This is a genomic window from Paraburkholderia sp. GAS199, from assembly GCF_050436585.1.
In the GTDB taxonomy this organism is placed as follows: Bacteria; Pseudomonadota; Gammaproteobacteria; order Burkholderiales; family Burkholderiaceae; genus Paraburkholderia.
Genome location: NZ_JBNDMM010000004.1, coordinates 292,497 through 309,509, shown reverse-complemented (window position 1 = coordinate 309,509; position 17,013 = coordinate 292,497). Strand labels below are relative to the sequence as shown.

At 65.1% G+C, this 17,013-nt stretch carries 16 protein-coding genes; 9 read left to right on the top strand and 7 right to left on the bottom strand.

Features of this window, described 5'->3' with window-relative positions; genetic code table 11:
- The first annotated feature begins 177 nt into the window (after positions 1–177).
- From P3T18_RS18260 to P3T18_RS18230, 7 genes are all read left to right on the top strand, one after another.
- The gene (locus P3T18_RS18260) at positions 178–1,086 is read left to right on the top strand and encodes a TetR/AcrR family transcriptional regulator (protein WP_429301365.1); all 909 of its coding nucleotides are present in this window, start codon (positions 178–180) and stop codon (positions 1,084–1,086) included.
- A 325-nt stretch (positions 1,087–1,411) separates the two neighbouring features.
- Positions 1,412–3,910, top strand: a complete 2,499-nt coding sequence (locus tag P3T18_RS18255) for an acyl-CoA dehydrogenase (RefSeq protein WP_429301364.1) — start codon at positions 1,412–1,414, stop codon at positions 3,908–3,910.
- Positions 3,911–4,065: 155 nt separating this feature from the next.
- A complete protein-coding gene (locus tag P3T18_RS18250; RefSeq protein ID WP_429301363.1) occupies positions 4,066–5,490 on the top strand; it encodes a 3-oxoacyl-ACP reductase in 1,425 nt (474 codons plus the stop codon).
- A gap of 2 nt (positions 5,491–5,492) precedes the next feature.
- Positions 5,493–6,419 carry a MaoC/PaaZ C-terminal domain-containing protein gene (locus P3T18_RS18245; protein ID WP_429301362.1) on the top strand — a complete coding sequence of 309 codons (927 nt, stop codon included), beginning with the start codon at positions 5,493–5,495 and terminating at the stop codon, positions 6,417–6,419.
- 26 nt (positions 6,420–6,445) lie between these two features.
- Positions 6,446–7,747, top strand: a complete 1,302-nt coding sequence (locus P3T18_RS18240) for an acetyl-CoA C-acetyltransferase (protein WP_429301361.1) — start codon at positions 6,446–6,448, stop codon at positions 7,745–7,747.
- 105 nt (positions 7,748–7,852) lie between these two features.
- Positions 7,853–9,634, top strand: a complete 1,782-nt coding sequence (locus P3T18_RS18235) for an AMP-binding protein (protein ID WP_429301360.1) — start codon at positions 7,853–7,855, stop codon at positions 9,632–9,634.
- Positions 9,635–9,675: 41 nt separating this feature from the next.
- Complete coding sequence (locus P3T18_RS18230; protein ID WP_429301359.1) at positions 9,676–10,716, top strand: DUF1571 domain-containing protein; 1,041 nt, start codon at positions 9,676–9,678, stop codon at positions 10,714–10,716.
- On the opposite strand, the gene P3T18_RS18225 is transcribed toward P3T18_RS18230, so the two are convergent.
- The 5 genes from P3T18_RS18225 to P3T18_RS18205 are packed head-to-tail and all read right to left on the bottom strand — an operon-like array spanning position 10,713 to position 14,335.
- The gene (locus tag P3T18_RS18225) at positions 10,713–11,156 is read right to left on the bottom strand and encodes a hypothetical protein (RefSeq protein WP_429301358.1); all 444 of its coding nucleotides are present in this window, start codon (positions 11,154–11,156) and stop codon (positions 10,713–10,715) included. The two genes, P3T18_RS18230 and P3T18_RS18225, sit on opposite strands and share 4 nt — an antisense overlap.
- 14 nt (positions 11,157–11,170) lie before the next feature.
- Positions 11,171–12,757: an FAD-binding oxidoreductase gene (locus tag P3T18_RS18220; protein ID WP_429301357.1), complete on the bottom strand. Its 1,587-nt coding sequence runs from the start codon at positions 12,755–12,757 to the stop codon at positions 11,171–11,173.
- A 43-nt stretch (positions 12,758–12,800) separates the two neighbouring features.
- Positions 12,801–13,655 carry an anti-sigma factor family protein gene (locus P3T18_RS18215; protein ID WP_429301356.1) on the bottom strand — a complete coding sequence of 285 codons (855 nt, stop codon included), beginning with the start codon at positions 13,653–13,655 and terminating at the stop codon, positions 12,801–12,803.
- Positions 13,655–14,185, bottom strand: coding sequence for a sigma-70 family RNA polymerase sigma factor (locus P3T18_RS18210; RefSeq protein WP_429301355.1), 531 nt, complete (start codon positions 14,183–14,185; stop codon positions 13,655–13,657). Before P3T18_RS18210 ends, P3T18_RS18215 begins: the two co-directional genes overlap by 1 nt.
- A gap of 15 nt (positions 14,186–14,200) precedes the next feature.
- The gene (locus tag P3T18_RS18205; RefSeq protein WP_429301354.1) at positions 14,201–14,335 is read right to left on the bottom strand and encodes a hypothetical protein; all 135 of its coding nucleotides are present in this window, start codon (positions 14,333–14,335) and stop codon (positions 14,201–14,203) included.
- Positions 14,336–14,705: 370 nt separating this feature from the next.
- On the opposite strand from P3T18_RS18205, the gene hfq reads away from it, so the two are divergent.
- Entirely contained in the window at positions 14,706–15,233 is a 528-nt protein-coding gene (hfq, locus tag P3T18_RS18200) for an RNA chaperone Hfq (protein WP_429301353.1), read from the top strand.
- A 67-nt stretch (positions 15,234–15,300) separates the two neighbouring features.
- Here hfq and P3T18_RS18195 read toward each other — a convergent pair whose 3' ends face one another.
- Positions 15,301–15,528 (bottom strand): hypothetical protein, encoded by a 228-nt coding sequence (locus tag P3T18_RS18195; RefSeq protein ID WP_429301352.1) that lies wholly within the window; start codon positions 15,526–15,528, stop codon positions 15,301–15,303.
- Between the two features lie 367 nt (positions 15,529–15,895).
- On the opposite strand from P3T18_RS18195, the gene P3T18_RS18190 reads away from it, so the two are divergent.
- Positions 15,896–16,087 (top strand): hypothetical protein, encoded by a 192-nt coding sequence (locus P3T18_RS18190; RefSeq protein WP_429301351.1) that lies wholly within the window; start codon positions 15,896–15,898, stop codon positions 16,085–16,087.
- 192 nt (positions 16,088–16,279) lie between these two features.
- Here P3T18_RS18190 and P3T18_RS18185 read toward each other — a convergent pair whose 3' ends face one another.
- Positions 16,280–16,996 (bottom strand): DUF2968 domain-containing protein, encoded by a 717-nt coding sequence (locus tag P3T18_RS18185; protein ID WP_429301350.1) that lies wholly within the window; start codon positions 16,994–16,996, stop codon positions 16,280–16,282.
- Positions 16,997–17,013 lie beyond the last annotated feature (17 nt).

Genomic DNA, 17,013 nt, shown 5'->3' with positions numbered 1-17,013 from the left:
GACGCACGCGTGACATCGGGCGGGTAGACCGGCGTCGGGTCTTCTAGAGGAGTTAATCGACAGAGAAACCTTGATCGCAGTCCCTACTCTTCTTTATCCTGAAAAAAACGGCTGTTTCAAATCGACATTTGAATCGCTTGTTTGCGGGCCGGATGCCCGGCAACTGGGAGACGCAACATGGCAGTTCGCACAACAGGCCGGCACGCCGGCGACACGAAGTCCCGCATCCTCGACGCCGCCGAAACACTCTTCATCGAATGCGGCTACGAGGCCATGTCACTGCGCCAGATCACTTCGCGCGCCGAGGTGAATCTCGCGGCAGTCAACTATCACTTCGGCAGCAAGGAATCGCTGATTCACTCGATGCTGTCGCGCCGCCTCGACCGGCTCAACCAGGAGCGGCTCAAGCTGCTCGACCGCTTCGACGAAATGCTCGGCGCGCGCCTCACCTGCGAGCACGTGCTCGGCGCGATGTTCATTCCGGCGCTGCGCCTCTCGCGCGATCCGCGTGTGGGCGGCAAGGCGTTCCTGCGTCTGCTCGGACGCGCTTACACCGATCCGTCGTCGTTCATTCGCGACTTCCTGAATGGACACTACGCCTCGGTCGCGGTGCGCTTTTTCGATGCGTTCCAGCGCGCGCTGCCGCATCTGCCGCGCGAGGAGCTCGGCTGGCGTCTGCACTTCGCGATCGGCGCGCTGTCGGGCGTTCTGGCCGGCACCGATACGGACAGCCTGATCTCGGAGTTCTCGCAGGGCAAGTCGATGAACGACCTGCAACTGATCGCACGTCTCGCTTCGTTGATGGTCGCCGCGCTCAAGGCGCCGCTGCCCGACGGCTCGCAACTCGCCGCCTTCGCCGCGGTACTGGGCGACGCGACCGAGAGCGGCGCGGAAGGCCTGGAAGGCGAGCAGGCCACGTCGGGTTCGACGACAGAGCCGAACGGCGCGGGCACGAGCGCAGCGTCGAGTGCAGCAGCGAGCGCAGCAACGAGCGCAACGAGCGAAGCCACGTCGCCCAACGACGAACGCCGCGGCGGCAACGTCGAAGCGAGCGCCTTGCATCACGCGCTGCACGGCACGGCATAAGCCGGGCTGACGCAATCCGGTCAGCGCGGACGGCACCACGATGGCCGTCCGCGCAACCGGGAACGGAACGTGCAATACACAGGACGCGAAGCCGTCGACGCACGACGGCATACGGGCCGCACCAGACAGACAGCGCGCCGCAACGTCGGCACAGCGGTCGTTCCGGGCCACACGACCCGGACGTGACAGAAACATGAGCGGATAGCGCGGACCCGCCGCGCGCCGCACGCGGCACAGCACGCCGCCCGTCGTAGATCACTAGAACGCGAACCGTCCGCGCCATGTGGAGGCGTTCGCACGCACCATCGAAACAGGAGGAAACGTCATGCCGTGGTTCATCCTTGTGCTGGTTATCGCCGCTCTGGCGCTCACGTACGTTCAGGCGCGCGCCTCCTGGTGGCTGGCTTTCATGATCGTCTGGGTGGCCGCGGCACACGTGAGCGGCGCGGCCGGTCCGGTGGCCACGACGATCCTCGCCATCCTGTTCGTACTGCCCGCGCTCGTGCTGACGCTCAAGCCGCTGCGCCGCGCGTGGCTCAGCAAACCCGTGCTCGATATCTTCCGCAAGATCCTGCCGGAGATGTCGCCGACCGAACGCGATGCGATCGAAGCCGGCACCGTCTGGTGGGACGCCCAACTGTTCTCCGGCCGTCCGCACTGGGACACCCTGCTCGGCTACGGACCGGCCACGCTCACCGCGGAAGAACAGTCTTTCCTCGACGTCGAATGCGAGCATCTGTGCGACCTCGCCAACGACTGGGAAACCACCGTCGTGTGGCAGGACCTCTCGCCGAAAACCTGGCAGTACATCAAGCAGAGCGGCTTTCTCGGCATGATCATTCCGAAGCAGTACGGCGGCAAGCAGTTCTCCGCTTACGCGCATTCGCAGGTCATCATGAAGCTCGCCACGCGCTGCTCGGCGGCCGCCGTCTCGGTGATGGTGCCGAACTCGCTCGGCCCGGCCGAACTGCTGATGCATTACGGCACCGAAGAACAGAAAAACCATTATTTGCCGCGGCTCGCGCGCGGCGAAGAGATTCCCTGCTTTGCCTTGACGAGCCCCTACGCCGGCTCGGACGCCGCCGCGATTCCCGACGTCGGCGTGGTCTGCAAGGGCATGCACGAAGGCCGCGAAACGCTCGGTTTTCGCGTGACGTGGGACAAGCGCTACATCACGCTCGGCCCGATCGCCACGGTGCTCGGCCTCGCCTTCCGCGCGCTCGATCCCGACCATCTGCTCGGCTCGGAGGAAGAGCCCGGCATCACCTGTGCGCTCATTCCGACCGACCACCCCGGCGTGAACATTGGCCGCCGCCACTGGCCGCTGAATGCGGTGTTCCAGAACGGCCCGAACTCCGGCAAGGACGTCTTCATTCCGCTCGACTGGGTGATCGGCGGCCGCGCCCAGGTCGGCAACGGCTGGCGCATGCTGATGGAATGTCTGGCGGCCGGCCGCGCGATCTCGCTGCCTTCGTCGAACGTCGGGATGGCGAAAATCGCCGTGCGCGGCACCGGCGCCTACGCCGCGATCCGCCGCCAGTTCCGCACCGCCGTCGGCAAGTTCGAGGGCGTGCAGGAAGCGCTCGGCCGCATGGGCGGCAACCTGTACGTGATGGATGCCGCGCGCCGTCTCTCCGCGCATGCGGTGGACCTCGGCGAAAAGCCTTCGGTGATCTCGGCCATCGCGAAGTATCACATCACCGAACGCGCCCGCATGGTCATCAACGACGGCATGGACATTGCCGCCGGCAAGGGCATCTGCATGGGACCGTCCAACTTTCTCGCTCGCGCTTATCAGCAGGTGCCGATCGCGATCACGGTGGAAGGCGCGAACATTCTCACGCGCTGCCTGATCATCTTCGGGCAGGGCGCGATCCGCTGTCATCCGTACGTGCTCAAGGAAATGGCCGCGACGCGCGAGACCGATCGCGCCAAGGCACTGCGCGATTTCGACTCGGCGTTCTTCGGCCACGTCAGCTTCACGGTGTCGAACGTGGTGCGCAGTTTTTTCTACGGCATCACGGGCGGCGCCTTCATCGCGAAGCCGCGCATGGCGCATGCGCCGCTGCACGCTTACTACCGCGCCGCCACCCGCATTTCCACCGCGTTCGCCCTGCTCGCCGACGTGTCCATGTTCGTGCTCGGCGGCGATCTGAAACGGCGCGAGCGCATCTCGGGACGGCTTGGCGACGTGCTGTCCCAGCTTTACCTGATCTCGGCCACGCTCAAGCGTTTCGAAGACGAAGGCCGTCAGGAAGAAGACCTGCCGCTGGTGCGCTGGGGCGTGGAAGATTCGCTGTACAAGGCGCAGCACGCGCTCGACGGCGTGCTCGCCAATTATCCGAACCGTTTCGCGGCCGGCCTCGTGCGTCTGCTCGCCTTTCCGTTCGGCTTGCCGCATCGCGAACCGTCGGATCGTCTCGGCACTGACATCGCCGAACTGATGCAAACGCCGGGCGCGGCGCGCAATCGCCTCGTGTCGGATTCGTACGTACCGCATCCGGATGTCGACGCGCTCGGCTACGGCGAGCTGGTGTTCGAGCTGAACCCGCGCTTCACGCAGATCGACCAGAAGTTGCGCGACGCGGTGAAGCAGGGATTGCTCGCGCCGATGCCGCAGAGCCTGCCGCAACTGGCCGCATGGACCGACACGGCGCAGCAGAAAGGCCTGATCGACGCCGACGACCGCCGCGTGCTCGAAGACTACGCCCGCTACGGCGCGGAAGTGGTGAAGGTGGACGATTTCCCCGCCGACTTCGACATGCTGGCCGGTCTGCAAAAACGCAAGGACGCGCTCGAAAAGGCGCTGGAACTCGCGGCCTGATGCATCCCGGCTGAAGCAAGCGCCGGGCAACCTAAAAAGACACGCGGCCGGGCCACACGCCCGGCCCGACTCAGTGCACACTGGCACACATCCGACACACTCGACGCCCTGAAACGGGACTGTCTTCGGCTGTGGCCAGCAGAGCGACCGACACCATGAGCGACTCCTATCTGAAGTTCGTCAACTCGCCCTTCGGTGCGCGCTTCGCGCGTTCGCTGGGCTTGCCGAAGCCCGAAGTGTTGCGCCGCTATCGCGCCGACCGTCCCGAGTTCGAGGGCATGGTGGCGATCGGCGCGGGGCGCGAACCGCAACTGCTCGATGCGCTCGCGAGTCTGGTCGCCAGCATCGGCGTGACCAGCGTCGCACACGAAAGCGCAACGCCGTGGGTCGCGCTCGCGAACCGGCATGGGTTGATGACGGGCCGCTTCGAACCGGCCGATTCCGGCTCGTCCGCCAGACTCGCCGCGCTGCTGTTCGACGCGAGCGGCATCGAAGACAGCACGCAACTCGAACCGCTGCACGCGTTCTTTCACGACACGTTGCGCTCGCTCGGCAAATGCGGACGTATCGTCGTGCTCGGCCGCACGCCGGAAACTTGCGACACGCCGCGTCAATGGACGGCGCAACGCGCGCTGGAAGGTCTCACGCGCTCGCTCGGCAAGGAAGCTCGGCGCGGCATCACGGCGAATCTGCTGTACGTGGAGAAAGGCGCCGGAAGCAGCGATCACGCGCTCGACGCGACGCTGCGTTTCTTCCTCTCGCCGCGCTCGGCCTATGTGTCGGGTCAGGTCGTGCGTATCGGCGCTAATGCGGCAAACGTAGCGAACGCGCCGGCGTTCGACTGGACGCAACCGCTCGCGGGCAAGCGCGCGGTCGTGACGGGCGCCGCGCGCGGCATCGGTGCGGCGATTGCCGGCGTGCTCGCCGCGGAAGGCGCGCACGTGATCGGCATCGACATTCCCCCGGCTCGCGACGCGCTCGAATCGACCATGCAGCAGTTGAACGGCACGGCGCTCGCCTTCGACATCGCCGCACCCGAAGCGCCCGCGCAGATCGCCGCCGCACTGGACGAACTCGGCGTGGATATCGTCGTGCACAACGCCGGCATCACGAAAGACAAAACCATCGCGAAGATGACCGACGCGGCGTGGCAAAACGTCATCGACATCAATCTGTCCGCGCAGGAGCGTATCGACGACGCCCTCCTCGCCGCCGGCATTCTGCGCGACGGCGGACGCATCATTGGCGTCTCGTCGATCAGCGGCATTGCCGGCAATCTCGGCCAGACCAATTACGCCACCTCGAAGGCCGGCGTGATCGGCCGCGTGCAGAGCATGGCGCCGCATCTGCGCGCACGCGGCATCACGATCAACGCGGTCGCACCCGGCTTCATCGAAACGCAGATGACCGCAAAGATTCCGCTGACGATCCGCGAAGCCGGACGGCGCATGAACTCGATGAGCCAGGGCGGCCAGCCGGTCGACGTCGCGCAGACCATCGCGTGGCTCGCGCATCCAGGCGCGGCCGGCGTGACCGGGCAGATCGTGCGCGTGTGCGGACAGAGTCTGATTGGAGCGTAAGCATGGGTGAGCCGTTCGGAACAGGTCCTGAATTCGGCACGGTCAACTCCGATGCCGTGCGGCCGAAAACGGTCGTGATCGAGCAACTGCCCGCCCCGGCCAAACTCTATGGGCGCGCGTTGTCGGGCATCGTCAAGCGCAACCGCGAAATCCGCTTGCCGGCGCTGCGCCTCGTGCGCCCCGCCGTCGCCCTGGAAGCGGGCCCGATCTGGCGTTATGCGCGCGTGTGCGGCTTCATTCCCGAACACGGCGTCCCGCTCACGTATCCGCATCTGCTCGCCTTTCCTTTGCATCTGCTGATGCTCACCGATCCGGCTTTTCCGTGGCCCGCGCTCGGCCTCGTGCATCTGGCGAATCACGTGCGCCTGCGCCGCCCGCTCGCCTACAAGGAGATGCTGCGTGTCGAGGTCGAATTCGGCGCGCTGCTGCGTCACGACAAAGGCCAGGCGTTCGTGCTGCACACGCGCATGTACCGGCGCGGCGAAGCGGTCTGGGACGGCGACAGCGTCTATCTGAAACGCGGCGTGCCGGCGAGCGGCAGCGCGCTCGATCCGCTCGAACTCGGCCCCGACCCGTTGCAACGCATCGCGCGCTGGCAACTCGCGCCGCAACTCGGGCGCGATTACGCCAGCGTCTCCGGCGACTACAACCCGATTCACCTGACCGCGCTCACGGCCAAAGCGTTCGGCTTTCCGCGCGCCATCGCGCACGGCATGTGGACGCTGGCGCGCGCCGCCTCCGCGCTGCAACCGCCCAAGCCGCTCGCCGAAGCCACCTTGAGCGCCGAATTCAAATTGCCGATGCTGCTACCGGGCGAAGCGACGCTGTGGAGCGCGTCGTCCTCGCTGATCGAGCGCGATATCGAAGTGCGCGACATCGCCGGCGAAAAGCCGCATTTGCGCGGACGCATGCAATGGAAGCTGCAATGACCGATCACACGACCCAGGAGCCTCGCATGTCCCACCCGCTGCCCGCCGTGCGCCGCGTCGCCATCATCGGCGGAAACCGGATTCCGTTTGCGCGTTCGAATACCGCTTACGCGACCGCCTCGAATCAGGACATGCTGACCTTCACGCTGCAAGGTTTGATCGACCGTTTCGATCTGCACGGCGTGCGGCTTGGCGAAGTGGCGGCGGGCGCCGTCATCAAGCATTCGCGCGACTTCAACCTGACGCGCGAATCGGTGCTCTCCACCACGCTCGCGAAGGAAACGCCCGCGTACGACGTGCAGCAGGCCTGCGGCACCGGTCTCGAAGCGGCGATTCTGGTCGCCAACAAGATCGCGCTCGGACAGATCGAAGCGGGTATTGCCGGTGGCGTGGATACGACCTCGGACGCGCCGATCGGCGTGAACGAACGCATGCGCAAGATTCTGCTGGAAGCGAATCGCGGCCGTAGCACCGGCCAGCGCGTGGGTGCGCTGACCAAGCTGCGCCCCGGCATGTTTTTCAAGCCGCTCTTGCCGCGAAACGGCGAACCGCGCACGGGCCTGTCGATGGGCGAGCATTGCGAACTGATGGCCAAGCGCTGGAACATTTCGCGTGAAGCGCAAGACGTGCTCGCGTTCGAGAGCCATCGCAAACTGACCGACGCGTACGCGCGCGGTTTCGTCAACGACCTGATGACGCCGTATCGCGGTCTCGCGCGCGACAACAATCTGCGCGCCGACCTCACGCTCGAAAAACTCTCGGGACTCAAGCCCGTTTTCGATCGCGACGCCGGCACGCTCACCGCCGGCAATTCCACGCCGCTGACCGACGGCGCGTCCGCCGTGCTGCTCGCGAGCGAACAATGGGCGGCCGAACGCGGCTTGCCGGTGCTGGCCTATCTAAGCTGGTCGGAAACCGCCGCCGTCGACTTCTTCGACAAGAAGGAAGGCCTACTGATGGCGCCGGCCTACGCCGTGCCGCGCATGCTCGCGCGCGCCGGCCTCACCTTGCAGGACTTCGATCTGTACGAGATTCACGAAGCGTTCGCCGCGCAGGTGTTGTGCACGCTCGCGGCGTGGCAGGATGACGAGTACTGCCGCACGCAACTCGGACTCGACGGCCCGCTCGGCGCCATCGACCGCGCGAAGCTGAACGTGAACGGCAGTTCGCTCGCCACCGGTCATCCGTTCGCGGCAACCGGCGGCCGTATCGTCGCGGGGCTCGCGAAAATGCTCGCGCAACTCGACAAACCGGCCGGCACCGCGCGCGGCCTGATCTCGATCTGCGCGGCGGGCGGCCAGGGCGTGGTGGCGATTCTCGAACGCTGAGCCGCTGACGGATCACCCGGATTGCTTGAACTGCTTTGACTGCTTCAATGACTGGCTGCAAAACCAGCACATAAACATACGAAGCCACTGCTTCAGGAGACGACCATGACCCAGCCCACTCAAGCCCCGCTGTCGCCTGATGCGGCAGCAGCACCTGCTTCTCACGCGGCAGCGTACGCGCCGAACACCGACGGCATCTGGTACGCGTCGTATCCCGCCGACGTGCCGCACGAGATCGACGTCACGCAGTACGAGTCCATCGTGCAGTTCTTCGACGAATGCGTCGCGCAGTTCCGCGAACGTGTGGCCTACGTGAGCGTGGGCGCGAACATGACATACGGCGAACTGGGCCGCAAGGCGAGCGCGTTCGCCGCCTACCTTCAGAGCGTGGGCGTGCAGGCCGGCGAGCGCGTCGCCATCATGCTGCCCAACACGTTCCAGTATCCCGTGGCGCTGTTCGGTGTGCTCAAGGCGGGCGCCGTGGTGGTCAACGTGAATCCGCTCTACACGGTGCGCGAACTCGCGCATCAACTGAAAGACAGCGGCGCGCAAACCATCATCGTGTTCGAGAACTTTGCGAAGACCGTGGAAGACGCGCTGCCGGGCACCAGGGTGCAGCGGGTGATCGTCACGGGACTCGGTGATCTGCTGGCCGACGGTCTGAATCTGAAGGGACGTATGCTCAATTTCGTGCTGCGTCACGTGAAGAAGATGGTGCCGCCGTACAAGCTGCCGCAAGCCGTGCCGCTGCTCGACGCGCTCGCGAGCGGCTACCGCCACCAGCTCAAGCCGGTACGCTGCACGCACGACGACATCGCATTCCTGCAATACACCGGCGGCACCACCGGCGTCGCCAAAGGCGCGATGCTCACCCACAAGAACATCATCGCCAATCTGCTCCAGGCGAAGGTGTGGTCCGAAGGCCAGTTGAGCGGCGAGATCGAAACCGTGCTCACGCCGCTGCCGCTCTATCACATCTATTCGCTCACCGTGAACGCGCTGATCTTCATGGGACTCGGCGGGCGCAATATCCTGATCGCCAATCCGCGCGACATGAAACGCGTGATGATGATCATCCGTCACGAGAAATTCACCGGCATCACCGCCGTGAACACGCTCTACAACGCGTTCCTCGAAAACGAGGAATTCTGCAAACGCGATTTCTCCAACCTCAAGCTCGCGATGGCGGGCGGCATGGCCACGCAAAAGGCCGTCGCCGACCGCTTCAAGGCGGTGACCGGCAAGCCGATCATCGAAGGCTACGGCCTCACCGAATGCTCGCCGATCGTCTCGATGAATCCGGTCGACCTCACCAATCTGCGCGACTTCGAAGGTTCGATCGGACTGCCCGCGCCGTCCACGCAAGTGCGCTTTCGCAAGGACGACGGCACGTGGGCGAACATCGGCGAAGCAGGTGAACTCTGCGTGAAAGGCCCGCAGGTCATGAAAGGCTACTGGAATCGTCCGGAAGAAACGGCCAAGGTGATCGACGCCGACGGCTGGCTCGCCACCGGCGACATCGGCGTGATGGATTCGCGCGGCTACATGCGTCTGATCGACCGCAAGAAGGACATGATTCTCGTCTCGGGCTTCAACGTTTATCCGAACGAAATCGAAGACGTGATCGCGATGCATCCGGACGTGCGCGAAGTGGCCGCAATCGGTGTGCCCGATGCGGCCCAAGGCGAGCGCGTGAAGGTGTTCATCGTCAAACGCAATGCGGCGCTCACCGCGGAACAGGTGATCGCGCATTGCCGCAAGAACCTGACGGGTTACAAGGTGCCGAAGCTCGTCGAGTTCCGTGACGAGCTGCCGCAGACCAATGTGGGCAAGATTCTGCGCCGCGCGCTGCGCGACGAGGAACTCGCGAAGCAAAAGTCTGCCTGACAGGCAAGGCGTTTGCGCGCCGTCACCTTTCGGAGAGATTCATGAAGCACAGCCTGTCTGCACGCTCGCGCCGTCTGCTTCAATGGCCGGGCTTCATGCACCTCCAGCCTTCGAACGCCGCCAACGTCCGCGCGGCGAGACCACTGCATGTCGTACCGCGCCGGATCGTTCGGGCCCGGCGCATGGTGGCGGCCGGCGCGCTGGCTGCCTGCGCGGCTTTCGCCTGTGCACCCGCCTTCGCGCAGAACGACGCGACACCGCCGCCGCTCGATGCCGCCAGCGCGGTCAAGATGCCGCCCACCACGCCTTCGTCGCAGGTGGGCAAGCTCACGCTCGACCAGCAGGTCAAGTGGCTGCGCTCGGCGCAGCAAAGCGGCGCCATGGCGAAGCTCGACGACGACCAGCTCGTCGCGCTGTTCAAGTCGCTCGATCCGCTCGCGTTGCCGCGCTACATCAAGGAAGGGCCGAACGGCTATCCCTCGTACGAGTTCACCATGGCGCGCTCGGAGCGGATTCGCGGACAATGGCCCGACAAGGCCGATCACATGCTGGTGCGCATTGCGCACGACCCGCTGCGAATCTACGCGAAGTGGCTGCCGGACGGCGCGCATGCCGGTCAGGAAATCATCTACGACGAAAGCAAACGCACCGACGAAATGTACGGGCATCTTGGCGGCATGCTCAATGTCATGCCGCTGTGGACCTCCGTGAACGGCGCGCTTGCCCGTTCGCAATCGAACCATCACGTGCGCGATCTCGGCACCGAGTACATCGCCGACCAATACCTGGCCGAGGGCAAGAAATACATCGAGGCAGGTCTGCCGCGCTCGACGCAGGTCGAAGTCAAAACCATCGACGGTGTGCGCGTGGTGGCTTTCACGTTCGAGACGCCGGTCGGTCAGCCGCAGTTCTACGCGAAGAAGGAAACGCTCGGCCTCGATCTGCAGCACCCGTATTTCCGCACCGTCGAGTCTTACGATAACGACGGCAAGATCTTCGAGAAAATCGTCTTCGAAACCATCACGCCGAAAACCTTCGACGATTCGACGTTCGATCCGAAGAATAAGGAATACAAGTTCTAGCGGGCCAAACGCGGGCTCAGCAGGAAGGCGGATTCGGCTGCGGGTTTGCTGTGTTGCGCACCGTAATGCGTGCTGCAATGCGCGCTGTTATTTCCGCCGTGACGCTCGTGACGGCACTCGATCAGTCCCGCGCGAACGGCAAGGTGCCGGAGCACGAAATAGTCGGATGCGCGCGTCAGGCCGAGCAGCGAACAAGGCGTTCGTGCAAGACGCGGCGCGAGCGTCGTGTACCAGAGCGTGCCGATATCGTCGCCGCTCGCCATCACGGGCTGGTTCGCGCGCGCGAGATGGTCCGCGAATGCCGCGCCGCGCGTCAGCGTGATATCCACCACGGCCAGCGTGTGCGGCTCGCTCATTGCGCGAAACGGCCACAGGTTCGCCGCTTCCGCCACGATGGCCGGCAAACAGACACCGCCGGTGATGAACATGCGCCGGTCCATTCGAGCACTCCTGCTCATGTATAACCGCGACGGTCGCGCCACGCGGCCGGCCAGATGCCCTGCTTGCCGGGCGCGAGAATACCGTTCGGGTCGAGTGCGTCCTTGATCGTTTCCGACAGACGCAACAGCGCGCCGTCGTTGAAACTGTATTGCGCCGCCGCGAAGTCCATGTAGGCGAGATGCGTGCGGTACTGGCCGTATCCCGCCGCACGCGCGTCGCTCATCAACGAGCGCAGCAGCGCACCGGCCTGCTCGACCTGACCGGCGTCGTCGCGGTCGAAAATGGCCGCGAAAATATGATGCAAATGACGCGCGCCCGCCGTGAAGCCGCCGTAATAATCGAAGCCATATTCGGCCGCGCGCGTTTTGACCATGGTGTACTGACGCAGCGCGTCGCGTCCGGTCGCCGGACACACCGGCGCGAAATCGACGTGCGCGCCCGCGCCACCGCGCCAGTCGAGCATGCGAAACGCGCTCATGGCCGGAATGCCCGCGAGATTGCGATCGCCGCCCGCCACCGGCTGCGCGTCGCCCGCATAACGTGTGGCGGACAGTCTCGCCTGCGGCACTTTCGCAAACGCGCGTTGCACGATCGCGTAGCGTGCGTCGATCGTTTCGGGCGTACCGTACAGCGCGAAATGCAGATTCCAGCGGCCGACATCGAGCTTGTCGAGCATGGCCGTGATCGCCGCTTCGGGCATTGCGCCCTTGCCCTCGTACCATTGCGCACGCGCCGACAAACCGGCCGCGCGACGCAAGCCGCCCTCGATCACCGCATGATTTCGAATCGTCTCGTCGAGTCGCAGCGGCCGCAGCGTCTCGACGATCGCTTCGAGGTCCGCTTCATGACGGAACTGGATTTCGCCGAGCAGATAAGCCGGCGGCGCAGGCATCAGCCAGATACCCAGTTTGGTGACGATGCCGAAATTCGACTGCATGAACATGGCGTCGAACGATGGCCCGAAACCCGGCTGGAAAAGCTGCCACGCGGTGCCGGTCTCGATGCCGCCCATGCCGGTGCGCAGCACGTCGCCATTGGCGAGCACGACTTCCATGCCGCATTGCCGCGCGGCGTGATCGCCGTAATCGGTGTAGCCGAAACCGCGCTCCAGCGTATTGCCGACCACGCTGCCCCATCCCGCCGCGGGCGGATCGACCCACAGCCGGTAGCCTTTGTCGCGCAGATGCGCGTACAGATCGAAGTACGTCACACCCGGTTCGACCAGTGCATAGGCAAGCGTCTCGTCGACGTCGACAATGCGGTTCATCCGCTGCAGATCGAGCACCACGGAACCCGGCAAACGCGGCGCCGCACCGCCGTATGCAAAATTGCGTCCCGTGGACACCGTCCATAGCGGAATGCGAAATTGATTGGCAATCCGTAACACTGCGCGAATGTCGTCGACGGATGCGGGCAGCAGCGCGGCGGAAGCCGAAAACGCCACGGCCTCCATCGACCCGCCGGGCGCGAACGGGTCGCTATACGCCGCGAGCCCCGCCTCCGACGTCACCACGTGCGCCTCGCCGACGATCGCCCGCCAGCCGGCGAGCGCCTGGTCGAACTGCGCGGCGCTGAGCGTGGGCGGCAAGCTGCGTGTCAAGGCATGTCTCTCGCGGCGCGATGTCGGGATACGAGTGCCGCGGCTACTGCCACGCTTCCGGCTTGCCGCCGAGCGCGCTGCATACGTCGACGGCAATCGAGCGCAGTTTGCCCTCGGCGATCGGCCCCGAGAGCGCGTAGCCCATGCCGTCGCTGACCCAGTAGAAGGTGCGCCGGTTGCCGTCGCGAAACAGCCGGAACGCGGTCTCGTCGCGCGAAATGCCGGTGATGTAGAGCGTGAGGCGCGCGCCGTTGCGATTCTCGTACATGAACTGCGCGGCTGGCCCCGCCTCGCCCGGCAACAACCGGCCGCCCACCAGCGAGTAGCCGTATTCCTGCAGCGACGGCACCGACAACGGCCGGTTCAGCCGCTTCGAAAGCCAGCCGATCAGATGCGCCTCTTCGCTCGCCGCCACCTCCACCGGATGACGCTGCTCGGGCGTGTACACCGCGTAGGCGATGTCGGCGCGCTGCGCAAAATTCATCGGCTGCCCGCCGATACCGTTCCACGCGCCGCCGGTCAGACGCGGCGCGAGCGGCCCGAGCGCCAGTGCGAGTCCCGCGCCGAGTGCGAGCCAGCAGGCCGCGAGGCCGGCGCGCTGCCACCACGGCGCACCGCGCCGCACCACGATGAAGGACGGCCCGCCGTCGCGTTCGCCACGCTCGCCGCGTTCGTCGTGCACACTGCGCTCGAACGGCTGCGGCGCGCCGCACAGTGCTCGCAGCGCCGCTTTCTGCGCGCGCCATGCGGCCACCCGCGCGGCAGCTTGCGGATTTTGCGCGAGCAGCGCCTCGATCGCGGCGCGCTCGTGCGGCGGCAACTCGCCGTCGACGAACGCCGACAGCGCTCGCAGATCGAGCCCGTCGGGCAAGCTGGAATCGTGGTCGTCGTTATTCATCACGGGTTTCTCACAACTTTCAGCGGCGGGACTTTGCGCGCCGGGCCCTCGGCCGTTCCCTCGGTCAGCAGTACGCGCATGTGCTCACGTGCGCGCGACAGGCGCGACATCACCGTGCCGATCGGAACGCCGAGCGCGCTCGACGCTTCCTGATAAGTCAGTTCCTCCACACACACGAGCAATAGCACCTCACGCTGCTCCACCGGCAAACAATACAGTGCCCGCTGAAGATCGCGCAGCACCAGGCCGTCGACTTCTCCATGCGGCGCTTCGAGATTGCGCCAGGGTGCGCTTTCGTCGTCGACGGCGATTTCGCGACGGCCGCGCAACTGGTCGATATACAGATGCCGAAGGATCGTCAGCAGCCATGCGCGCAGGTTGCTGTTCGGGCGGAACGCGGACCAGCGCGCGAGCGCGCGCTCCGCCGTATCCTGCACGAGATCGTCGGCCCACGCGCGGTCGCCCGTCAGTGCGCGCGCGTAGCGGCGCAACTGCGGGAGCCACGATATGACTTCGGCTTCGAAGTTCACCCGGTGTACGGACGCTCAATAGCCGCCGCTGCTGCCGCTGCTACTGGACGCGCCGCCGTCGGTCGCCGACGTGCAGGCGGTGGTGGCGAGCGAACCGAGCGCGAGGGCAAGCAGCAAAAAGACGGCGGAAAAAAGGCGGGTTGCTTTCATGACGAGTCTCCTGAAGACATCCTGGGCGGCGCTGGCCGGCACGGCGGGGAACCGCCTGCGCGGGGCCGCGCGCGGCACGCGCACGATGCGCGGTAGCCACACTGACTTAACGTGGCCCGGCGAGCTTTTATTCCATGCGCCTCGTCTTCATGCGCCATTTTTTTCCGCCGTCTGTCCGACAAGTGCGCAAGGCTGACTGCCAAAGCAGCAAATCGTCCCTATATTCGTAACTCAACGTTACAGCCAATAGTTATCGGATGCTTATGTCCGCGCAAGCCGTTATAGTGGTTGCAGTTCGCCCGTCGACGCGTTCTGCCCCCGCACAGGGTAGAATCGCGGCGAACAACCGTCTTACTAACCAGAATTGTCCATGGCTTCCGCAGAATCGCACCCGCAAAACGACTTCATGAACGCTGCGCGCAAAGAACGAAAGCGCGTCGAGATCTATCTTGTCAACGGCATTCGCCTGACAGGTTGCATCGAGTCGTTCGATCAGTACCTGGTGATGCTGCGCACGCCCGTCGGCCTGCAAGGTATCTACAAGCGCGCGATCTCCACGATCCAGCTCGACACGGGCACGCGTCCCGCGCCGCGCACGGGGCGCCCGTCGCATGGCGAGCACACCACGCGCGGACCGCACGGTTCACGCGAGCCGCGCGATCATCGGGAACCGCGTGAGCCGCGCGAGTCGTATGGCTCGCAGTCTTCGTCGGACCGGCCGGCTTCGTCCGACCGCAGCGGTTCGTCGGACGGCCCGGTGGTCGTCACGCGTCGCCGGCGTCTGTTCGGCACGGGCGGCGGTGATGGTGGCAATCACGGCGGCGGCAACCACGGCGGCGGTCATCATGGTGGCGGCAGCGGCAACAATGGCGGCGGCACTTCCGGCGGCCAGGAATAAGCGCGAATCGACCTTCGCCAGAAAGCATTCGCCACAAGTTAGCCAGACAGTCCGCCGCGGCGGCTCGCTAGTCACCCGTCTGACCGAGCCGCTGCAAGATTTTCGCGAGACGCATCCCCTGCTGCTCCGTCAGCTCGAACTTCCCCTCGACCGCCAGCACGCGGCGCCGCCAGTAGACGGCGTCCAGCATGCGCAGCGCCGGTTGCCGCGTTGCCCAATCCAGATGGTCCAGTTCCGCCTCCACGACGTGCGAGGCGTTCAGTCGCTTCCCAGGTGCAGGTTTTTTCGCGTTCATGGTATCCGCTGGTTTTCGTCCGCCGGTTATCTTGTCGGGCACGTTCGCTGGCAGTACGGCTGGCCGTTCGGCTGGCAACTTGCTGGCAACTCGGCCAGCAACCGGCTAGACAGCGCGGCTGACCGATCGCCAAGTGCTGGGCAGAAAGTCGCCGGCCGTCGGCGCACCCGGCCAACCGGCCAATGCTTCGATTCCGGCAGCGACAACGGGAAAACGACGCTATGCGCGCTGGTTTTAAGCTTTTACTTCCCAACGCGATTTTTTTCGTGCGCGGCGACGGCGTCGAGCGTGGCGCGGCAGCCAGGCAACGTGCAGTGACGCGATGGTCTATGCTGGACAATCAATCCTGTCCACGTGGAGCACGCTCATGTCCAAGCCGAAAACGCCCGCTCACGGCGCCGAGAAAGACGAACCGTCCGACGACGCCGATAGCCGTCTCGATGAAGCGCTGATGGAAAGTTTTCCGGCGAGTGATCCGGTCGCGATCGATCCGGACGACGATGACCCGCCGCGCACGGAATCCGCGAAAACATCGGGCGTGGGAAAGAAACGACACTGAACCGCATAACCCGGCGCGGTGCGACCCGAGTAGAAATGAAAAAGGCCGCCGCGCGATCGCGGCAGCCTTGCAATAAAACCTGCGCCCGGAAGCAATTGCAGAAAAGCGAGGCTGGGCGCAACGGCGCCCTCGTTCGCTCTCTCTCTGGCCCAGCGCGGCCTTTGCGGCCACCGCCGGGCGACTACACCACGCTCAGTGCGAAGGCAGTCCGCTTTCCAGTTGACGCTGCAACTCGCGCACCTGACGCTGTGCCGCACGCAACTGGTCTTGCGCCGCCGCCTTCTGCTGCGCGAGCGCCGTGGCTTCGGCACGCGTTTGCTGCTGCTGGGTCGCCACGATGTTCTGCTGCTGATGCGCCACGTCGAGGTCGGCTTGCAGGCGGTTCGCACGGTCTTGCGACAGCGCGATCATGCGCTCCGTGAACGCCTTCTGCGCTTCGAGCTGCGTGCGGCGAATCTCGACATCCGACAGCTGCACCGTCTGACGCACGAAATCCTTGTAGATCATGTCGGCCCGAGTCGGGTCCTGCGTCTTGATCACGCGCCAGAAGTTCTTCTGCTGGAACAAGGCGACGTAGTACGTCATTTCCTTGCCGTAGAACAGCAGACTTGCTCCATAGCTGCCGTTGTACGTGGTGCGCAATTCGCTCAGATCCGAACCGTGGATCATCTGCTGCAATTCCGCCACGTTGCCCGCCGCCGACTGCTTTGCCTCGTCAGTGGTCAGCGCACCGGTCTGCACCTGCGGCGCCTGCGAATTTGCCGGCAACGCGGTGGTGGTGCCGGGTTGGGAAACGACGCCAGCGCTCGCTCCGCTATCTTGCAGAGCCTGCGCATTCACGCCCTGCACGGCCCCCATCGCGAACAATGCGGCCAGGGCAATCTGTCGTAGTTTCGACTTGTGGTCCATGTAATTCCTGCTTGAAC

Coding starts and splice junctions, on each gene's coding strand:
- P3T18_RS18260 (WP_429301365.1), top strand. CDS start 178: ATGGCAGTTCGCACAACAGGCCGGCACGCCGGCGACACGAAGTCCCGC.
- P3T18_RS18255 (WP_429301364.1), top strand. CDS start 1,412: ATGCCGTGGTTCATCCTTGTGCTGGTTATCGCCGCTCTGGCGCTCACG.
- P3T18_RS18250 (WP_429301363.1), top strand. CDS start 4,066: ATGAGCGACTCCTATCTGAAGTTCGTCAACTCGCCCTTCGGTGCGCGC.
- P3T18_RS18245 (WP_429301362.1), top strand. CDS start 5,493: ATGGGTGAGCCGTTCGGAACAGGTCCTGAATTCGGCACGGTCAACTCC.
- P3T18_RS18240 (WP_429301361.1), top strand. CDS start 6,446: ATGTCCCACCCGCTGCCCGCCGTGCGCCGCGTCGCCATCATCGGCGGA.
- P3T18_RS18235 (WP_429301360.1), top strand. CDS start 7,853: ATGACCCAGCCCACTCAAGCCCCGCTGTCGCCTGATGCGGCAGCAGCA.
- P3T18_RS18230 (WP_429301359.1), top strand. CDS start 9,676: ATGAAGCACAGCCTGTCTGCACGCTCGCGCCGTCTGCTTCAATGGCCG.
- P3T18_RS18225 (WP_429301358.1), bottom strand. CDS start 11,156: ATGGACCGGCGCATGTTCATCACCGGCGGTGTCTGTTTGCCGGCCATC.
- P3T18_RS18215 (WP_429301356.1), bottom strand. CDS start 13,655: ATGAATAACGACGACCACGATTCCAGCTTGCCCGACGGGCTCGATCTG.
- P3T18_RS18205 (WP_429301354.1), bottom strand. CDS start 14,335: ATGAAAGCAACCCGCCTTTTTTCCGCCGTCTTTTTGCTGCTTGCCCTC.
- hfq (WP_429301353.1), top strand. CDS start 14,706: ATGGCTTCCGCAGAATCGCACCCGCAAAACGACTTCATGAACGCTGCG.
- P3T18_RS18195 (WP_429301352.1), bottom strand. CDS start 15,528: ATGAACGCGAAAAAACCTGCACCTGGGAAGCGACTGAACGCCTCGCAC.
- P3T18_RS18190 (WP_429301351.1), top strand. CDS start 15,896: ATGTCCAAGCCGAAAACGCCCGCTCACGGCGCCGAGAAAGACGAACCG.
- P3T18_RS18185 (WP_429301350.1), bottom strand. CDS start 16,996: ATGGACCACAAGTCGAAACTACGACAGATTGCCCTGGCCGCATTGTTC.